Annotated in this window: 17 protein-coding genes; 7 read left to right on the top strand and 10 right to left on the bottom strand. The window is 66.6% G+C overall.

Annotation, left to right across the window (positions count from 1 at the left end):
* Positions 1 to 4: 4 nt before the first annotated feature.
* The 10 genes from ACSQ9A_RS32460 to ACSQ9A_RS32415 form a co-directional block, all read right to left on the bottom strand.
* Entirely contained in the window at positions 5 to 562 is a 558-nt protein-coding gene (locus ACSQ9A_RS32460) for a BBE domain-containing protein (RefSeq protein ID WP_436306933.1), read from the bottom strand.
* Positions 559 to 954 (bottom strand): c-type cytochrome, encoded by a 396-nt coding sequence (locus ACSQ9A_RS32455; RefSeq protein WP_436297631.1) that lies wholly within the window; start codon positions 952 to 954, stop codon positions 559 to 561. The genes ACSQ9A_RS32460 and ACSQ9A_RS32455 overlap by 4 nt, the downstream gene beginning before the upstream one ends.
* 54 nt (positions 955 to 1,008) lie before the next feature.
* The gene (locus ACSQ9A_RS32450; protein ID WP_436297632.1) at positions 1,009 to 1,869 is read right to left on the bottom strand and encodes an NAD(P)H-binding protein; all 861 of its coding nucleotides are present in this window, start codon (positions 1,867 to 1,869) and stop codon (positions 1,009 to 1,011) included.
* Between the two features lie 80 nt (positions 1,870 to 1,949).
* A complete protein-coding gene (locus tag ACSQ9A_RS32445) occupies positions 1,950 to 2,789 on the bottom strand; it encodes an SDR family NAD(P)-dependent oxidoreductase (RefSeq protein ID WP_436297633.1) in 840 nt (279 codons plus the stop codon).
* A gap of 44 nt (positions 2,790 to 2,833) precedes the next feature.
* A complete protein-coding gene (locus ACSQ9A_RS32440; protein ID WP_436297634.1) occupies positions 2,834 to 3,535 on the bottom strand; it encodes an EthD domain-containing protein in 702 nt (233 codons plus the stop codon).
* Between the two features lie 44 nt (positions 3,536 to 3,579).
* On the bottom strand, positions 3,580 to 4,614 hold the full coding sequence (locus ACSQ9A_RS32435) for a quinone oxidoreductase family protein (RefSeq protein ID WP_436306932.1): 1,035 nt from the start codon (positions 4,612 to 4,614) through the stop codon (positions 3,580 to 3,582).
* Positions 4,614 to 5,027, bottom strand: coding sequence for a c-type cytochrome (locus ACSQ9A_RS32430; RefSeq protein WP_436306931.1), 414 nt, complete (start codon positions 5,025 to 5,027; stop codon positions 4,614 to 4,616). Before ACSQ9A_RS32430 ends, ACSQ9A_RS32435 begins: the two co-directional genes overlap by 1 nt.
* Entirely contained in the window at positions 5,024 to 6,646 is a 1,623-nt protein-coding gene (locus ACSQ9A_RS32425; RefSeq protein ID WP_436306930.1) for an FAD-binding oxidoreductase, read from the bottom strand. Before ACSQ9A_RS32425 ends, ACSQ9A_RS32430 begins: the two co-directional genes overlap by 4 nt.
* 10 nt (positions 6,647 to 6,656) lie before the next feature.
* On the bottom strand, positions 6,657 to 7,172 hold the full coding sequence (locus tag ACSQ9A_RS32420; protein WP_436297638.1) for a hypothetical protein: 516 nt from the start codon (positions 7,170 to 7,172) through the stop codon (positions 6,657 to 6,659).
* A gap of 211 nt (positions 7,173 to 7,383) precedes the next feature.
* Complete coding sequence (locus tag ACSQ9A_RS32415; protein WP_436306929.1) at positions 7,384 to 8,298, bottom strand: LysR substrate-binding domain-containing protein; 915 nt, start codon at positions 8,296 to 8,298, stop codon at positions 7,384 to 7,386.
* A gap of 232 nt (positions 8,299 to 8,530) precedes the next feature.
* On the opposite strand from ACSQ9A_RS32415, the gene ACSQ9A_RS32410 reads away from it, so the two are divergent.
* Genes ACSQ9A_RS32410 through ACSQ9A_RS32380 form a run of 7 tightly spaced genes read left to right on the top strand, consistent with a single transcriptional unit; the run spans position 8,531 to position 18,043 of the window.
* Positions 8,531 to 9,700, top strand: coding sequence for an FAD-dependent monooxygenase (locus tag ACSQ9A_RS32410; RefSeq protein ID WP_436306928.1), 1,170 nt, complete (start codon positions 8,531 to 8,533; stop codon positions 9,698 to 9,700).
* Positions 9,701 to 9,745: 45 nt separating this feature from the next.
* Positions 9,746 to 11,437 carry a DUF1302 domain-containing protein gene (locus ACSQ9A_RS32405; RefSeq protein ID WP_436306927.1) on the top strand — a complete coding sequence of 564 codons (1,692 nt, stop codon included), beginning with the start codon at positions 9,746 to 9,748 and terminating at the stop codon, positions 11,435 to 11,437.
* A 16-nt stretch (positions 11,438 to 11,453) separates the two neighbouring features.
* Entirely contained in the window at positions 11,454 to 12,809 is a 1,356-nt protein-coding gene (locus tag ACSQ9A_RS32400) for a DUF1329 domain-containing protein (RefSeq protein WP_436306926.1), read from the top strand.
* A 25-nt stretch (positions 12,810 to 12,834) separates the two neighbouring features.
* Complete coding sequence (locus ACSQ9A_RS32395; protein WP_436297643.1) at positions 12,835 to 13,584, top strand: EthD domain-containing protein; 750 nt, start codon at positions 12,835 to 12,837, stop codon at positions 13,582 to 13,584.
* Positions 13,585 to 13,599: 15 nt separating this feature from the next.
* A complete protein-coding gene (locus ACSQ9A_RS32390) occupies positions 13,600 to 14,637 on the top strand; it encodes a Rieske 2Fe-2S domain-containing protein (RefSeq protein WP_436306925.1) in 1,038 nt (345 codons plus the stop codon).
* Complete coding sequence (locus ACSQ9A_RS32385; protein ID WP_436306924.1) at positions 14,634 to 15,668, top strand: WD40/YVTN/BNR-like repeat-containing protein; 1,035 nt, start codon at positions 14,634 to 14,636, stop codon at positions 15,666 to 15,668. The genes ACSQ9A_RS32390 and ACSQ9A_RS32385 overlap by 4 nt, the downstream gene beginning before the upstream one ends.
* A complete protein-coding gene (locus ACSQ9A_RS32380; RefSeq protein ID WP_436306923.1) occupies positions 15,665 to 18,043 on the top strand; it encodes an efflux RND transporter permease subunit in 2,379 nt (792 codons plus the stop codon). The genes ACSQ9A_RS32385 and ACSQ9A_RS32380 overlap by 4 nt, the downstream gene beginning before the upstream one ends.
* The last annotated feature ends 10 nt before the right edge of the window (positions 18,044 to 18,053 follow it).

Below are 18,053 nucleotides of genomic sequence, written 5' to 3'. Positions count from 1 at the left end.
CCGTTCAAGCCTGCGGCCGAATGTTGACGGTCGAGTTGGACCCGTTGTCCGGGTCGTAGCGGTGCTTGATCTTGGCCAGCCTGGCGAGGTTGTCCCCGTAGCTGATGCCGGCCCACTCGGGATCAGTTTCGCTCGTGAAGTTCATGAAGATCTGCCCGGTGGCGAAGGGCTTCAGGTGCCCCCCCACAGCCTGCGCACCCATTCGATGTTCTTGCGGCCGTCCTTGGGGTCGGACCAGCGCGTCAGGATGAATCCGTTGTACCGACTCTCGCGGTGGAAGAACGCTGTGTCGGTGGGGCTGCGGTCGCGCAGGGGCGTCATGCTGAGGCTCCCACAGCACCATGGCCTTGGGCGACGGCGTGTTGGCGATGTCTCGGGCGATGCGGTACTTGTTGGCGCCTTCGGGCGTGATCACCGGGCAGCCGAGCAGCGCCTCGAGCGCCTTGGCATCCGCGGCCTTGACCGCCGCGAAGGCGTTCGAGATCCGCCCGCCCAGCGCCGCGAAGGCGGCGAGCGCGCCCAGCACCAAGCCCGCGGCGCAGTGAGAGATGCCTGGCTTCATGAGGTCCCTATTTCGTTGAGGTTCGCGACAAGCGGCGCGACTAGCAGTCGGGCCGGGGATTGCAACTGAAGAAACTCGATGATGTGCTTGCGCGTCTTCTCGTCGTCCAACTCGACCCACATCTTGCTGCCTGGCGCGAACCGCTGCGCGTCGCTCAGGAAGGGCTCCAGCGTGGCATTCGACCACGCCAGGTTGAGCTGCCGCAAGGTTGCGGAGTAGCTGTAGCCTTCGGCCATGGCCGACTTCCGCCCGTGGATGGAAGTCAGGGACGGGCCGATCCGGTTCTGCCCTTTCTCGAGCGAGTGGCATGCAGCGCAGTTGCGATGAAACGCGAGCTCTTCATTTGCCACGCTGTTGGCGTCCGCATGAGCCAGGGTCATGGTGCCGGCCAAGCCGGCGGGAGCAGCTTTGCGATGGACATTGCTACCTTAGAAGCGCGGTGAGGGTCAGTGCGCCGCGGCAAGCGCTGCCGCGAGCGTGGTGGCCATGGGCGTTGTCGGCCGCCCGATCAGGCGGCTGAGTTGCCGACCGTCGTCGAACATCGCACCCTCTACCGCCGCCGTGTCGGACTGAGCGACCATGGTGGCCACCGGTTCGGGCAAGCCCGCGCCCATCAGGGCCCCGCGATAGTCGTCTTCGGGCAGGTTGTGATACGGGATCGGCCGGCCGACCTGGCGCCCGATCTCGGCGGCCAGTTCAGCGAGTGTGAAACTGCTGTCGCCCGCAAGTTCGTAGACCTCGTCGGCCTGACCGTTGGCCACCAGTACGGCGGCGGCTGCGGCAGCGAAGTCGTCGCGTGACGCCGCCGCAATGCGGCCGTCTTCGGCGGCGCCGATCAGCGCGCCGTGTTGCAGCACGGCAGGCAGGCTCATCAGGCAGTTCTCGGTGTACCAGCCGTGGCGCAACAGGACGTGCGGGAGACCACAGGCTTTCAGCAGGACTTCGGTCTCGCGGTGCTCGCCGGCCACCGGCAGAGCAGAGACGTCGGCGCGCAGCACGCTCGTGTAGGCCAGCAGCCCGACGCCGGCGGCGCGCGCGGCATCGACCACCGCGCGGTGCTGCGGCACGCGGCGCCCGATCTCGCTGGAGGAGATCAGCAGCACCTTGTCCGCCCCGCGAAAAGCCGTCGCCAGCGTCTGCGGCCGGTCGTAGTCTGCCTGGCGGACCTGCACGCCGCGGGCGGCCAGGTCCTGGGCCTTCGCGGGTGACCGTACGGCCGCCACCACGCCCGAGGCGGGCACGCTCTTCAACAGTTCTTCGATGACAAGGCGGCCGAGTTGGCCGTTGGCCCCGGTGACGACGATCATGGACGGGTCTTTCAAGGGTTGACAGATCAATGGCCAGATGCACCAGGTGCATGGGCGGGAATGGGTAGCGAAGCCGCGAACTACGGAGCAGCCTCGAACGCCGCGCGGACCTGGTCGTGGAACTGGGCCACGACAGGCCACATCAGCGGGTGCGTGACGATCAACGGAGCCCGGCGCTCCATGCCGCGCAGCACGATCTCGGCCGCCGTTTCGGGCGGCATGTCGGCCGCGGCCAGCAAGGCCGGGGTCTCGGGCGGCATGTCGTAGGCCACGGGTCGCAGCGCACCGACGTTGGCTGCGATGTCGGTGCGAACCAGCCCGGGATAGAGGATCGACACCTCGATGCCTGTGCCGGCCAACGCGCGCCGCAGGTCCAGCGACAAAGCGGTGACGGCCATCTTGGTGGCCGCGTAGACACCCTGGTGCCAGCCGGGGTCGGGCACCAACGCAGCCATCGACGAGACGTTGACGACGTGGCCGCCTTCGCCGTGCCGCCGCAGCTTGGGCACGAATGCCTTGATGCCGTTGAACACCCCGCGAAGGTTCACGTCGATGACCCAGTCGAACACGCGATCCGGCACCTGGTCGAGCGGGGTGCCGACTTCGCCCACGCCGGCGTTGTTGAAGACGTAGTGCACCTTGCCGAAGCGCTGTTCGACGGCGTCGGCAGTGGCGTAGAAGGCCGCCCGGTCGGCGACGTCGAGCACGAAGGGCGCCACGTCGGCGCCTTCGGCCGCCAGCCGGGCGCAGGCGCTATCGAGCGCTTCACGGCGCACGTCGCTCATCGCGACGCGCACGCCGCGCGACGCCAGTACGCGGGCGAGGCCGAACCCGATCCCGCTGGCGGCACCGCTGACGAACGCCACGCGGCCCTTCCACGGATGCGCCGCGGGCGAGTTCGTTGATCTTTCTGTAGACATTTGGGTCTCCTGAGCAGGGGTTTCGGGCCGCGTGCGCGGCCGCTTCAATACAAGGTGCCGCGCACTGGCACGGTCTCGGCCAGCAGGTAGAAGCCTGCATCTCGCTGGATCAGCGGGCCGAGGCGACGTTCGATGCGGGCGACGTACTCGGCCATGGCCGGCTCGTCCTTCGGCTGCAGAAACCCCAGCTCGCACATTCCCGCATAAGGCGGCGGCTCGGCGTCGGGGGGTGACAGGGAAATGTTCAGCGTGGCGCGGCGCACGCCTTCGAAGAGCACCGGTTCTTCGTCCAGCAGTGCCTGGTGCGCTGCGGCCCAGGCGGCGCGCAGGCCCGCGGCGGCCTCGGCGCTGCGCGCACGAAGGTAATGCAGCAGGCGCAGGGTCGACGCGCCGCTGCAGGGCAGCGGCAGCGGCGACTCGTCGAACATCAGGAACAGCGGCGAGCGCTGGTCGGCAAAGTGCCCCTCGTCCGGGGCGATGATTTCCTTGTACTCGCGCGTCGAGCTGGCGGCCTGCTGGTCGGCGAGCGTGGCCGCATGGATGTGGCTGACCGAGTCATACCGCCACGCGGGCGCCTCGGGCCCGTAGCAGCCGTCGTAGACATGCTGCTGCACGTAGGCCTGCAGATAGCGCGCCACAGCCTCGGTGCCAAGCACCAGGCGCGCATGGTCGTCACGCAAATAGCGGCTGTACTGTGCATGGGTCATGCCCGGCCGGCGGGCCGCGCAGATGTTGAGTTTGGGCATCGATGAACCTCAGAGGGCCGGTGTGATCGCGTTGGGCCGACCGCTCACGGCGCGACACTGTCCATGTCGTGGCTGTCCGGCCAGGGGTCGAGCAGGAGCTTGCCGAGGGCGTCACGCCCCTGCATCAGGATGTGCGCTTCGGCGGCCTGCTCGAGCGGCAGCACGCCGTGCACGGCGGGGGCGACGGCACCGCTGCGGACCAGCGCACCCAATTCGGACAGCGCTTCGGCGACACGAGCCGGTCGGTGCTGAAAGTAGCCGCCCAGGAAGAAGCCGGTCAGGCGCTGGTTGCGGCTGGTGATGCGCAAGAAATCCAGGGCCCTGGGCGTGGGCGCCGCTGTGCCGTAGACGACCATGCGTCCCCAAGCGGCGAGGCATTCGCTGCCCTGGCGCAGCAACTCGCCGGCAGTGGCATCGAGCAACAGGTCCACACCCTGACCCTGGGTCAGTTCGAGCACACGTTCGGGCCAGTCCGAGTGGCTGTAGTCGACGCTGGCGTGCGCGCCGAGCGCTGTCGCCTGATCGCATCGGGACGCCCCGCGCGCGCCGCCGATCACGAGTGAGGCGCCCTTCGCACGCGCCAGTTGCAGCAGCCACGAGCCGACGCCGCCGGCGGCCCCGAGCACCAGCACGCGCTCGCCTGCACGCAGTTCACCGGAGTCGTGCAGCGCCAGCGCGGCCGTTGTCCCCTGGATCAGCAAGGTGCCGGCCAGCCGCGCATCCAGCCCTGCGGGCCAGGGCAGCAACTCGGCACACGGCAGCGCGATGTACTGCGCATAGCCACCGCCCATGATGCTGGCGCCGAGCACCTGCCGGCCCATCCAGCCGGTATCGACACCGTCGCCGAGCGCACACACGACGCCGGCCACCTCGGACCCTGCATTGAAAGGCAGCGGCGTCGGCACCGGATAGGGTTCACCGGCGCGACGCAACACGTCGGCGTAGTTCACCCCGGCCGACAGTACGCGCACCAGCACCTGGCCGGGGCCCGCACTAGGTGTCGGCACCTCCTCGCAGCGCAGCACCTCGGGGCCGCCGGTCGCGTGAAAGCGTACTGCGCGCATCGTGGGCGGGTTCATCAGGGGCGGCTTGCCTCGGCGGGGGAAAGCGCCGGATTGCGGCGCGACAGGTAGGCGCCGAGCGCTGCCAGGTCCGCTTCGCTGATCTCGGTGCGCCGGTAGAACGGCATCACCGAGACGCCGTGTCGCACGAAGACCGTGACGAACTCGGGCGTGAGGTCGGTGCGCTGGTCGAGCACCGGCGGTACTTTGCCTTCGTACTTGGCCTCCAGTGCTTCTGTGCCGGTGAGCCCTCGACCGTAGTAGCCGGGACCCGGTCCGTGGCAGGCCACGCACCAGGTCTCGTAGACCCGCTTGCCGATGGCCTGGCGCGGCGACAGCGTGTCTTCGTCGGCCCGGGCGGTGCCGGCGCACAGCAGCGCCAATGCCAGGCCAGGGATCGACAGCATGCGCAGCATGAACGACGTCTTCACTTCTGCCGCCCCTTTCTCAGGTGCTTGGGCCAGATGCCTCCCCTTCCCGGCGCGATGATGCCGTTCGGGTCTGCCGCGTCCTTGAGCGCCTCGGTGAACCGGCGCAGGGCATGGTCGTTGAACGAATACACGCTCGAGATGAGATCGCTGAAGATCGGCGACGTGCGGTACTCGGCCCAACCGCGTTCGGCACTGAGCTTCACCGCATGACGGAAGATCTTCATCGAGGCTTCGTTGATCTTGGGGTCGGTCCGGGAGATTGGCAGGCCGACCACCAGCAGCAGCGATCGGAAGATTGACGCCTGGGGCGGCCGGAACAGGGGGTTCAAGCCGGGTATTCGCATTGCCGCCATCACATCGGCAAGAACACGGGTGGCTTCCAGGGCCGCCTCGCCCGTCTTGGGAATGATCGGCGAGAAGAAGACGTGTCCGTCCATCGGATAGGGGTTGAAGCGCGAACGTACCGGCCCCTGGGAAAAGCCCTCCAGGCTCGGTGCGCCGATCGACACCCGGAATGGCACTTGTTTCTGGTCCTGTGCGGACATCGGAAACCTGAATGTCGGGCCGTCTTCGAAGCGGGCATCGGGGATCGCTTCGCGCACCAGGCGCTTCGCATACGACCAGTTCGCCGCCACCGTCTCCGCCGGGCCGTAGAACTGCAGCGTCAAGTCCCATATGGGCAGGCCGCGCCGCGCCGCGAACTGATCCAGCTCTTTGTCCGGTACATCCACGCGGCTGGTCAGTGCCGTGAGCTCGGGGTCGATGAGGCTGGCGAGCGGGCTGTCGTAGATCGGCAGGCCGATCAGCCCGCCATGCTCGAGCCGGTTGGTGACGTCGATCAAGGGGATCAGGTCGCGCCGGCGGAGCACCCGGACCTTGCCGGTGGCGTAGGCCTCGGGCTCGGGCATGAGCCAGATGCCCATGCGCGTCACGATGCCGAAGTTGCCCTGCCCGAACAGGCCATCGACGGTCGGGCCGAAGCCGTAGGGAAACTGCGCGAAGGTGTCGGCGTTGGGCATCGCACCCATGCCGGTGCGCATCAACTCGCCGCTGGGCAGCACCACTTCCAAACCGCAATGCGAGCCGAAGTGGTCGCGGAAGTGCCCCGTGGTCCAGCCGACACCACGGTCCAGCGCATTGCCCAGCACGCTGCCCCAGCCGGGCTCCGGGCAGTCGATCCAGACGCGCAGCTTGCGCTCCTGGATGTAGTTATAGAGGTCGAAATACGAAACACCTGGCTCGACGATCGCAAAGTGGCGCCGGTCGTCGACTTCGACGATGCGGTTCATGCGCTTGAGGTCTACGACGATCGAACCGCTGTAGCCCGGCGCGGAGCCACCGTAGCCGAGGTTCTTCCCTGTCGAGATGGGATAGAGGGGAATCTTGTAGCGGTTGGCGATACGTACGACTTGCTGAACTTGTTCGACCGACCTGGGCGCGACAGCAGCGCTCGCCAGGCGCTCTTCGCGTGTGCCCCAGAGCGGGGAGTAGGCGTCGCGATAGAGATTGAGGTCAGCCTCGCTGGTAAACACCCAGTCGCTGCCGACCGCGGCAGCGAACTGAGTCAGCGCGGCCGCAAAGTCGCGATCACTGACACCTGGGGGCAAACGTCGGGCCATGCGTCTTCTTTCAAGAATCCAAGTTCAGCGCCAAGCGTGGCGCCATCAGCCACGCGACCCATCGATATGGCGCGGCGTCGAAGGTGGGTTCCAGTGGTCGCCACGACGACGGAGCGCCGAGTCGCGCGCGCAGCCGCTCGACGGCAATGGCAACCGCGCCGGCTTCCGGCGCTGCGACACGCGCGACGGTGCGTACACCGTCTGCCGCTGCGACTTGCTCCAGGCAAAACAGCGTCGCTGGCGTCGTGAGGCCGATCACGGGGCCGCGCAGGCGGCGCCAGTTCACGGCATGGGGACCGAACAGCGCCTCGTCGACGCTGGGGCCGAGATTGATTTGCTGGATGCCTCCCCGCCAAGCGGCAGCAAACAGACGGCTCTCCACCAGTGCCTGCTCATTCAAGAGCAGCTCCGTGGGCACTGAAGGCCCGGACTGCGACGCCCGATGGGCCCCGATTGCCTGGGCGATCGGCAGTGCGGTGGCGATTGCCACCACTGTTTGCAACCAATCTCGGCGGTTCGCGCGCATGTGCCACCTCTTGAAATCGATATCGGAGCGGCCACGCGCAGAAGGGGGCGGACCGCAGGGTGGCGAACGTTACGTAAAAAGACGCGGCTCGGGCACTGCCGTCGATGAATAGCAGTCTTGCAGAATGCGGATGGGTCGCGCTGCCGGGATCGCGCTCAGCGCGCCATGCGGCTGGCGTGCGGCCGGCCGGAGAAGCCGAGATGAGCCGCCATCAGTACTCGTCGATGCGACTTGCTGCTTCTGCAACCAGGCTGCGCAGCCAACTCAGCCCCGGATCATTGGTACGGAACTTGTGCCACTGCATGGCCTGCTCCATGGCATCGATCTTTATCGGCGTAGGGCGGATCTCGAGTGGCCAGACGCCGACGAGGCGACGGGCAACGCGCTCGTGCACCGTGGCAACGCGGTTGGTGCCGACCAGCAAGGCGAGCAGCGTGATGAAGCTGTAGGTCAGGACCTCGACGCGCCGCGTGACGCCGTAGCGCTTCAGGAACCAGCCTTCGAAGGCGTCCACACGTCCGTTGCTGGGCTGCATCACGACATGTTCGGCGGAGACATAGCGCTCGAATGTCAACTCGCCGCGGGCCAGTTCGGCATCGCGCCAGACCATGCAGACGAAGTCCTCCTTGTAGAGCACCTCGCGCGGGTGGTCGGGGGACATGAATCCAGTGGGAATGATCAGCAGGTCTGCCTCGCCGCGCTCGAGGTCGCGGTGCGGCTGTGCGACCTGCTGCGCAAACTCGAAGCGAACCCTGGCCTTCTGCTGTGCTGCCAGCGTCATCAGCGCAGGCCCCAGCACCAGTTGCGCGTAGTCCGACGAGAAGATGCGGAACACCCGATCACTGGCATGCGGCTCGAACACCGGAGGCGCAGCGATCGTGCTGTCGAAGCGCAGCAGCAGGTCGCGCACAGCCTCTCGCAGGCCCTCGGCGCGCGGGGTCAGTTCCATCTTGCGGCCGATTTGAACGAGCAAATCGTCGTCGAAATACTCGCGTAACCGCGACAGCGAATTGCTTATGGCCGACGGGCTGAGACTGAGGGCCTCGGCGGCACGCGTCACGCTGCGCTCCTTCAGCAGCACGTCAAGAGCCACGAGCAAGTTCAGATCGAAATTGTGGAATCGCACGGGTGCCTCGTTTTTCGATCCGGGTGTTGGGCGGCGTAGAAATCCTCACGCGCGGTCGCGCAACTGCGCCCAGTCATCCGAACGAGACGGGGTGATGCGGGTTTGCCCTCGATCATTCCATGCCATCGAACTGACGCTTCGATCGAAAGGATTTCTCTTGAATCCGCCCGGAGTTTAGTCTGCCGTGCACCGAGTCCGGTACAGGGCTCACACTAATAAGCGGAGACAACGAATGGTCGTCGACCATGCTTCGGGCGAGCTTTCGCTCGGAATTTCAGGAGGGCGGTCCGCGGCGGGTGCTCTGGTCCGTCGTATCGTCGTTGTCGGCGGCGGTATCACCGGATTGACCTGCGCGCTGGCCTGCGTGCGCGCCGGCGCGCATGTGGAAGTGATCGAGGCGCATGCATCGGCAACTCGGCTGCCTGCGCACATTGATGTGGTTCCAAATCTGCTTCGCGATCTGGCGCGACTCGGCGTCGCGCAAGCCTGTGTGCAGCGCGGCTTTGCGTACAGCGGTCTGTCGGTCGTCGATGAGCGCGGTGACGAGGGCTTTCGACTGCCGACGCCGTCGCTCGCGGGGCCGCAGCTCCCGTCCGCCGTCGGCATTGCGCTCGCAGACCTGTTGGATCTGCTCGAAGGTGCCGCGGTGCGATCCAGCGTGGACGTGCACCGCGGCTGCACGGTGAGCAGGGTCGATTCCGAGAGCGGGCGCGTCATCGCCGAGGACGGGCGCGTATGGGAAGCAGATCTTGTCCTGATTGCTGCAGGCGCCGGATCGCCGCTGGCCAGTGCGCTGCTCGGCCCGGCGCGACCGGGCGTGCTGCGCCACGCCTGGTGGCACGCACTGCTTCCACGTCCACCTTGGCTGGACCGTTCGACATGGATGGCCGGATCGGTGGGTCGCAGGTTGTTGCTCGTGCCAATCAGCATGTCGAGAGCGGGCGTGGCCGTCGTTAGCACTGAGGAGGCGAGTGGGCCCACTGACGGATACGCCCTGACACGACAGCTGAAGTCGTGGGGTTCCTTTCCGCGGCGCATCGCCGCGGCGATTGACCCGTCGGCGCCGGTCGTGCTGCACCGCGTTACCAGTTGGTTGCGCGACCCACCTTGGCATCGTGGTGCGGTGTTGTGTGTCGGCGCGTCCGCGCATGTCATCGCGCCGCCGTTCGGGCAGTCTGCAGCGCAGGACCTGGAAGACGCCGTCGTGTTGGGCGAGCTGGCGGCCGCGGGGCTCGACCGCCCGCGCCTGCTGCGGCAATTCACCGAGCGGCGCAGCGAGCGCGTGCGGTGTCTGCATGAGCTGACCGAACGCGCAGCCCTCTGGACGACGCAGCCCGAGCCTGCAACCGACTTGCTGCAGCTCGCCGGCGAGATTGACAGGCTTGTGGCGACGCCAGCCTAGCTGCCTTTTCGACCCCACTAACCACAGAGAGAGAGGAATCTCCAAATGAGACAAGCTTCACCGCGGCCCGGCCGCACTGCCACAGCGCTGGCCGCCGCGTTCGCGGCCGGCGCAGCGCAAGCAGTTGGCATCGATCTCGGCGAGTCGGACTGGTCGCTGCGCTTCGACAACACGGTCAAGGCGGGCCTGATGGCGCGCACCCAGAACGCCGATCCAGCGCTGGTCAACTCGTTCCGCCTGCTCGTGCCTGGAGTGTCGGCTTCGGCCTTCCCGCAGGCGCTGAACTTCAACGCCGGCGATGACAACTTCCGCAAGCGCGGCCTCGTGTCCCAGCGAGTCGACTTGCTCAGCGAGTTCGATGCGGTGTACCGAAAGGACTACGGTCTGCGACTCAGCGCAGCTACGTGGTACGACGCAGCCTACCGAGGCACCACCGATGCGGCCGATCCGGTTAACGGCCAGACGCCGATCAACGAGTTCCCGGAGCACACGCGCAGGCTCGCCGGTCGCAAGGCCGAGGTCCTCGATGCCTTCGTCTTCGGCAGCTTTGACCTCGGGGACAGCCGCCGACTGACCACCCGCCTGGGCCGTCATGCGCTGCAGTACGGCGAAAGCCTGTTCTTCGGCGACAACGGCATCGCGCGCGCCCAAGGACCGATCGACATCCTCAAGCTGCTCGGTTCGCCGAACGCGCAGTTCAAAGAGATCATCCGCCCAGTACCGCAGCTGTCGGCGCAGTTTCAGGTCACGCCCGAGGTCTCGGTTGGCGGCTACGCGCAGTTCCGCTGGGAGGCCGATCGCCTGCCTCCTTCGGGAAGCTACTTCTCGACCACCAACATCCCCTGGGGATCCGAGCAGCCCGAATTCGTCGGCATCCCCAACGTCGGCAATTTCGGTCTGCTGCCCGGCGGCGATCGCAAGCCCAAGAACTCCGGCCAGTTTGGCCTGCAGCTGAAGTGGCGCCTAGACGACACCGATCTCGGCTTCTACGCTGCGCGCTACCACGACAAGGGCGGTCAGCTTTACGGCCGACTCAACCCGGCGGGCACTCCGGGGCCGGGCGGCACGCTGCCTGGCGACTGGTACTTCGTGTTTCCCGAGGCGGTGAAGGTCTATGGCGTGAGCGCCTCGCGCTCGGTCGGCGACTTCAACTTCGCCGGCGAAGCCTCGGTTCGCGACAACATGCCGCTGCGCAGCACCAACATGTTGTACGGCTTTTTCCCCGGCCAGCCGCAGCCGCGATACGCCACCGGTCGCACGGCGCACCTGAACCTGTCGACCCTGGCCAGCTTCGGCCCGAGCTTCATCTCGCGCGAGTCGAGCCTGGTCGCGGAGATCGCGTGGAACCGGGTGCTGCACAAGACCGATCCAGATGGCGAACTCGACGCCGGTCGCACGCGTGACGCCACCGCGCTGCAGCTGATTTTCACGCCCACGTACCGCCAGGCGCTGCCCGGACTCGATCTGAGCATACCCATCGGCCTGCGGTACACGTTGGACGGACGCTCGTCGGTCACCGCCTGGGATGCCCGCGGCAACGGCAGCGTCAACGTGGGCCTGGAGGGCAACTACCTCGGCGTGTGGCAGTTCGCACTGAACTACACGCATTTCATCGGCAAGGCCGTGCCGTTCGTCGATTTCTCGCCGTCCTTGAATGGCGGCAGCCCGATCTTTGGCCATGGCAACGCACTGGCCGATCGCGACTTCGTCTCGCTCACGTTGCGCCGTACGTTCTGAACAAGGAGACACTCGAATGAAACCATACTTCGTCGCCACAGCTGCCTGTGTGGCCGCACTGGGTTGGCCTGTTGCAGCCTCAGCCGGCGTCAACGCCGAAGAGGCTGCGCGCCTGAAGACCGACCTGACGCCCCTGGGTGGCGAGAAGGCCGGCAACAAGGACGGCAGCATTCCCGGCTGGACGGGCGGCTACACGATCCCGATCCCAGGTGACAACCCGGGTGGAAGGCGAGGCGATCCGTTCAGGGACGAGAAGCCTCTCCTTTCCATCACCGCAAAGAACGTCGACGAGTACGCCGAGAAGCTGACCGACGGCACAAAGGCGCTGTTGAAGAAGTACCCGGACACCTATCGCGTCGACGTCTACAAGACGCATCGCACCGCGGCGGCGCCGCAATGGGTCTACGACAACACGTTCAAGAACGCGACCCGCGCCAAGCTCAGTGGCGACCTGGTTGACGGCGCGTATGGCGGCATTCCGTTTCCCATCCCGAAGACCGGCGCCGAGGTGATGTGGAATCATCTGCTGCGTTGGCGTGGCACCGCGTGGCAGTTCCACGTCAACATGTACCAGCTCACCACGGACGGGAAGGCCGTGCTGACGACCGACGGCGTGGGTGACCAGCAGATGGCCTACTACCTGCCCAAGGGAACCCCGGAGCAGTTTGCGGCCAAGGGCAACTTCTGGGAGGTGCGCCTGTTTAACGACGGTCCGCCGATCCGCGCCGGCGAGGCCATCGTCGGCGGCCAGAACGTCGATCCCGATAAGAGCACGGCCTGGGTCTACCTCACCGGCCAGCGCCGCGTGCGCAAGTTGCCCAACCCTTGCTGCGACACGCCGACGCCGGCTGCAGCGGGCGTCATGTCCTTCGACGAGATCGAGGTCTTCACTGGGCGGCTTGATCGCTTCGACTGGAAGCTCCTGGGCAAGAAGGAGATGATCGTCCCGTACAACTCCAACCGGCTGCTGCAGCCCAAGACCGACGCCGAGGTCATGAGCGCACACCACCTGAGCCCTGACAGCGTGCGTTGGGAACTGCACCGCGTCTGGGTCGTTGAAGCCACCTTGCGCGAGGGCAAGCGGCACCAGGCTCCGAAGAGCCGCTACTACTGCGACGAGGACAGTTGGATCTGTGTGCTGGGCGACCGCTGGGATGCCAACGGCCAGCTCTGGAAGACGCTCTGGAACCAGACCTTCGTCGCGCCAGACGTCCCCGGCCTGATGGGAGGTTCGATGGGCTTCTACGACCTGCTCTCGGGCACGGCCTTCATTGGCAATCTCTTTAACGCCAAGAGCAAGCAATACCTGGTCATGCCCCCATACCCGGAGAGCGCGTTCACGCCAGACGCGGTCGCTGCCGGCGCCCGTTGAACGCGAACCCGAAGGAGGACTACAGATGATCAAGATGATGGCCGCAATCTGCCGGCGTCCCGGCATGACACACGCGGAGTACCTGGCTTACGTGCAGCATGTGCATGGCGCAATCTCCAATGAGAACCCTGTGACCCTGCGGCGCTACGTGCAGAACCACGTCTTCGACGCGGCGTTCGGCAGCAGCGCCGAGGCCATCCATGCGATGACGGTAGCGCGCGATTCGGTGACCGAACTGTGGTGGGACAGCCCCGGGGACATGCAGGCGACCTTTGCGCACGAGCATGTGCGCACCAAGACCGGTCCTGACGGTGCGAACTTCGCCGATACGAACCGCACGCTCAGCGTGGTGACCGTGGAGGCCGAGCAGCCGGTGCCGAACCCTGGGCGGGCCGCCGGCGCCAAGGTGCTGCACTACCTGCGCATGGCCGACGGACTGACGCTGACTGAATTCTTTGGGCGCTGGGCGCGGGCCCACGAGCGCGCGCTGGTGGCCGCTCCCATGGCTGCGGCGGCCATGCGCCGCTGCGTGCATAACCACCAAGTCAGCGAGTTCAACCCAATGCTCGCGTACTTCGGTGCCAAGGACGTGCCGATCTACGAGGGCGTCGCAAGTCTCTGGTTCACCGACACCGCGTCGGTAGGCGCGTACCGAGACTACGAGCGCGCGCTGCTCGCAATCAATGCGGAGCTTGGTGCGGCGTTCTACGTGCCGGCGCAGTCGTTCTTCGTCTACGCCACCGAAGTGTCGATCTACGAGCGTCTCGACGACTGAGTTGGGACTGAATCCATGAAAACCTATCAGCGCAACGCCTGGTACGTCGCGGGCTTCGCCGACGAGTTTGCGCCCGGCAAGTTGGTGGCGCGCACGCTGCTGGACGAGAAACTGGTGCTATTCCGTACGTCCGAAGGAGGGATCGCCGCGTTGGCCGACCGCTGCCCGCACCGATTCGCACCTCTCTCGGCCGGGAAGGTGTGCGACGGCGGCCGATCGGTGGAGTGCGCCTACCACGGTCTGCGCTTCGGGGCCGATGGTGCATGCGTACACAACCCCCAGGGAGACGGTCGCATCCCGAAGGCGGCCACTGTGCCGGCGCGCGTGGCGCGCGAGCGCGACCGATTGGTGTGGCTGTGGGCCGGCGACCCGACGCGTGCCGACGAGTCGCTGATCCCCGACTACTCGCACGTGACCTCGGCGTCAGAGGATGCCACCGTGCGCGGCTACATGCCGACCGCGTGCGACTACCAGCTCCTCGTCGACAATATTCTTGACCTGACGCACGCCGACTACCTGCATGCCGGCACGCTGGGCAGTGGTGCGCTCACCCGATGCAAGCCGCAAGTCAGTGACCTCGGTGAGCGCAGCGTGGGCATCGCGTGGATCTCCAGCGGGGACCTCACGCCACCGGCATTCGACATGCACCTTCGCGAGCAGGGGCGTCCAACCGACCAGTGGACCGAAGTCATCTGGACGGCACCCGGTTGCATGCAGCTCAATGTCGGATCGACGCTGCTGGGCGAGCCACGCGAGTGTGGCGTGGACTCATTGAACCTGCACCTGGTGACACCGGAAACGTCCAGGAGCTGCCACTACTGGTTCTGGACCACGCGCGACTTCGCGGTCGACCCGGAAGCCAACGGGCACATCCGCAAGCTCGTCGAGCACGCGTTCTCGATGCAGGACAAACCGATGCTGGAGGCGCAGCAGCGCGTCATCGGCGATGCCGAGTTCGTGTCGCTGAACCCGGTGCTGCTCCCGGGCGATCCGGGTTCGATGCGCGTGCGGCGCAAGCTGGAGCAGCTCATCGCGCAGGAGCAGGCGGGATGAAGCGGCTTCTCGCGGGCATCGCCTCGCTTGCAGTCTTCTCTGTGACGGGCGCGGCCGAGCCGGTCGGCGCCGCGCTCGACCGTCCTGCGCTGGCGGTGCGCGCGCCGGAGCGCGCCGTGCTGCTCGGCGCCACGCAAGTCGGCGCGCAGTGGGTCGCGGTCGGCGAGCGTGGTCTCGTGCTGCGTTCGGACGATGGCGGCAGCGGTTGGCAGCAGGTTCCCGTTCCTACCAGCGTGACGCTGACCGCCGTGCGCTTTGCCGACGAGCGCAACGGCATCGCGGTCGGGCACGGTGGCACTGTGCTGGTCACGACGGATGGCGGGCATCGTTGGGAGCGCCGCCTCGACGGGAGGCGCATCGCTGAGCTGATGCTGGCCGACGCGAAGGCGCGTCAGGACGCGGCCGGGCAGAAGGCGGCCGAGCAGCTGCTCGCCGACGGGCCCGACAAGCCGCTTCTCGACGTCCTGCCGCTCGGACGGGATCGTGCACTGGTCGTCGGAGCCTACGGCCTGGCGTTGGCCACCCAGGACGGTGGTAAGACATGGACCTCGTGGGCCGGGCGGCTGGACAACCCGAAGGGTTTGCATCTGTACGCAGTGCGTCAGCGCGGTAGTCGCATCGTGATCGCCGGCGAGCAGGGTCTGGTCCTGAAGTCCGACGATGCTGGCCAGAGCTTCCAGCGCATCGACACGCCGTACAAGGGCAGCTTCTTCACACTGGAGCTCACCGGAGAGCAGGAGGTCGTGCTGGCCGGCCTGCGCGGCAACGTCTGGCGCACGCTCGACGGCGGGCGCGAGTGGCAGGCGCTGCAGCTCCCGATGCCGGTGTCCGTGGTCGCGAGCCAGCTCGCGGCCGACGGCACGCTGCTGTTGGCCAACCAGGCCGGCTTCGTGTTCGCCCGACGGGGCGACGCCTTCGCGCCGGTCAATCGTGATCCGCTGCCTTCGCTCACCGGTCTTGCCGCCGGCCGCAACGGCGCGTTGCTGGCCCTGTCTGTCCAGGGCGCGATGCCCATTTCCTCCAAGCCATGACGCCTCAGGATTTCGACCCACGCTCCGGCTCGCTCGTCGAGCGGGCGCTTTTCAACAATCGGCTGCTCGTGGTCGCGCTGTGCACGGTGATCACTTTGTTGCTCGGCTGGCAGGCCACCCACCTGAAGCTCAATGCAAGTTTCGAGAAGACCATTCCTGAGAAGCATTCGTACATCCGCAACTTTCTGCAATATCAGAACGAGCTGACTGGGCTGGGCAACGCGGTACGCATCGCGGTCGCGAACCCGAAGGGAACGATCTTCGACGCGGAGTACCTCGATACGCTGCGCCGCATGAGCGACGAGGTGTTCCTCGTGCCTGGTGTGGCGCGCAACCAGATGAAGTCGCTGTGGACGCCGACGACGCGCTGGGTCGGCGTGACCGAGGAGGGCCTGGAAGGCGGGCCGGTCGTCCCCGATGGATACGACGGCTCACCGAAGAGCTTGGAGCAGATGCGCGCCAATGTCGCGCGCTCGGGAGAAGTCGGGCAGATCGTCGCGCTGGACGCGAAGTCCAGCGTGATCTTTGTGCCGCTCCTGGCCAAGGACCCGCAGGGCCAGCCGCTGGATTACGGCGCCCTCGCTCATCGTCTCGACGAGCTACGCGCCAAGTACGAGCAACAGGGCGTCGAAGTGCACATCACCGGCTTCGCCAAGATCGTCGGCGAGCTGATCGACGGTGTGCGTGCCGTGCTGGTGTTCTTCGCCCTCGCAGTGGCGATTGCCGCGGCGATGGTCTTCTGGTTCACGCGCTGCGTGCGCTCCACGCTGCTGGTTGTCACCGTGTCCCTGGTGGCGGTGGTCTGGCAGGTCGGCCTGCTGCCGACGCTGGGCTTTGCGCTCGATCCGTACTCGATCCTCGTGCCGTTCCTCGTGTTCGCGATCGGCATGAGCCACGGCGCCCAGAAGATGAACGGCATCATGCAGGATATCGGGCGGGGCCAGCCCAAGCTGGTGGCCGCGCGCCACACCTTCCGGCGGCTGTTCCTGGCGGGCCTGACGGCGCTGCTGGCCGATGCTGTGGGTTTCGCGGTACTGCTGGTGATCGACATCCACGCGATCCGCGAATTGGCCATTGCCGCGTCGATCGGCGTGGGCGTGCTGATCTTCACCAACCTGATCCTGCTTCCGATCCTGCTGAGCTACACCGGCGTCAGCGCGGCCGCCGCGCAGCGCAGCCTGCGCGCCGAGGCGGCTGTCCAGAAGCAGCCGCTGTGGCGCTGGCTGGACCGGTTCACCCAGCGCCGCTGGGCGACGGTTGCGGTGGCCGCGAGCGCCGTTCTCGCGACAGGCGGATTGGCTGTCTCGAGTCAACTGGCCATCGGCGACCTCGATCCCGGAGCGCCCGAATTGCGGGCCGACAGCCGCTATAACCGCGATGTCGCATTCATCAACACCGCCTATGGCGCGTCGAGTGACGTGCTGGCGGTGATGGTGAAGACGCCCGATGGCCAATGCTCGCAGTACGCGACGCTGAACAAGATCGACGCCCTCGAGTGGCAGCTGCGTCAGCTCGAAGGTGTCGAAACCACGAACTCACTGGCGCTGTTGAACAGACGCGTGCTCACCGGGCTGAACGAAGGCAATCCCAAGTGGTACGAGTTCCTGCCCAACCAGGACATGCTCAACACGATCACCGCGGGCGCGCCGCGCGGTCTCTACAACGACGCCTGCTCGCTGTTGACGGTCTACGTCTACCTGCGTGACCACAAGGCCGAGACGCTGACGCGCGTCGTCAATCGCATCGAGTCGTTCGCGAATGCGAGCGACACCGCTGATGTGAAGTTCCTGCTGGCAGCAGGCAGCGCCGGCATCGAGGCGGCGACGAACATCGTCGTCAAGAATGCCTGGCGCACCATGCTGTTGCTGGTCTACGGCGCAGTGGTGCTGCTGAGCTTCATCACTTTCCGGTCGTGGCGGGCGGTGCTGGTGGCGGTGCTGCCGCTGATGCTGACCTCGGTGCTGGCCGAGGCGCTGATGGTCAGCCTTGGCATGGGCGTCAAGGTGGCCACGCTGCCGGTGATCGCGCTCGGCGTTGGCATCGGCGTGGACTATGCGCTCTACATCCTGTCGATCACGCTTGCGCAGCTGCGCGAAGGCAAGAGCTTGTCGCAGAGCTACTACCGTGCGCTGCTGTTCACCGGAAGGGTGGTGCTGCTCACCGGCGTGACGCTGGCCGTGGGCGTGGTCACCTGGGTGGCCAGCCCCATCAAGTTCCAGGCCGACATGGGACTGCTGCTGGCCTTCATGTTCCTGTGGAACATGCTCGGCGCGATGGTGCTGCTGCCGGCACTTGCGCACTTCCTCCTCGAGCGGCCCAAAGCGGCAGGAGACCTGACGGCCGAAGTCTTCGCCGGGCAGGCCGCGGCCACGTGACCGGAGTGCA

It is taken from the genome of Variovorax sp. LjRoot290 (genome assembly GCF_964253985.1).
Taxonomy (GTDB): domain Bacteria; phylum Pseudomonadota; class Gammaproteobacteria; order Burkholderiales; family Burkholderiaceae_C; genus Variovorax.
Note: the sequence above shows the minus strand (reverse complement) of the source record. Positions and strands in the feature narration are given on the sequence as shown.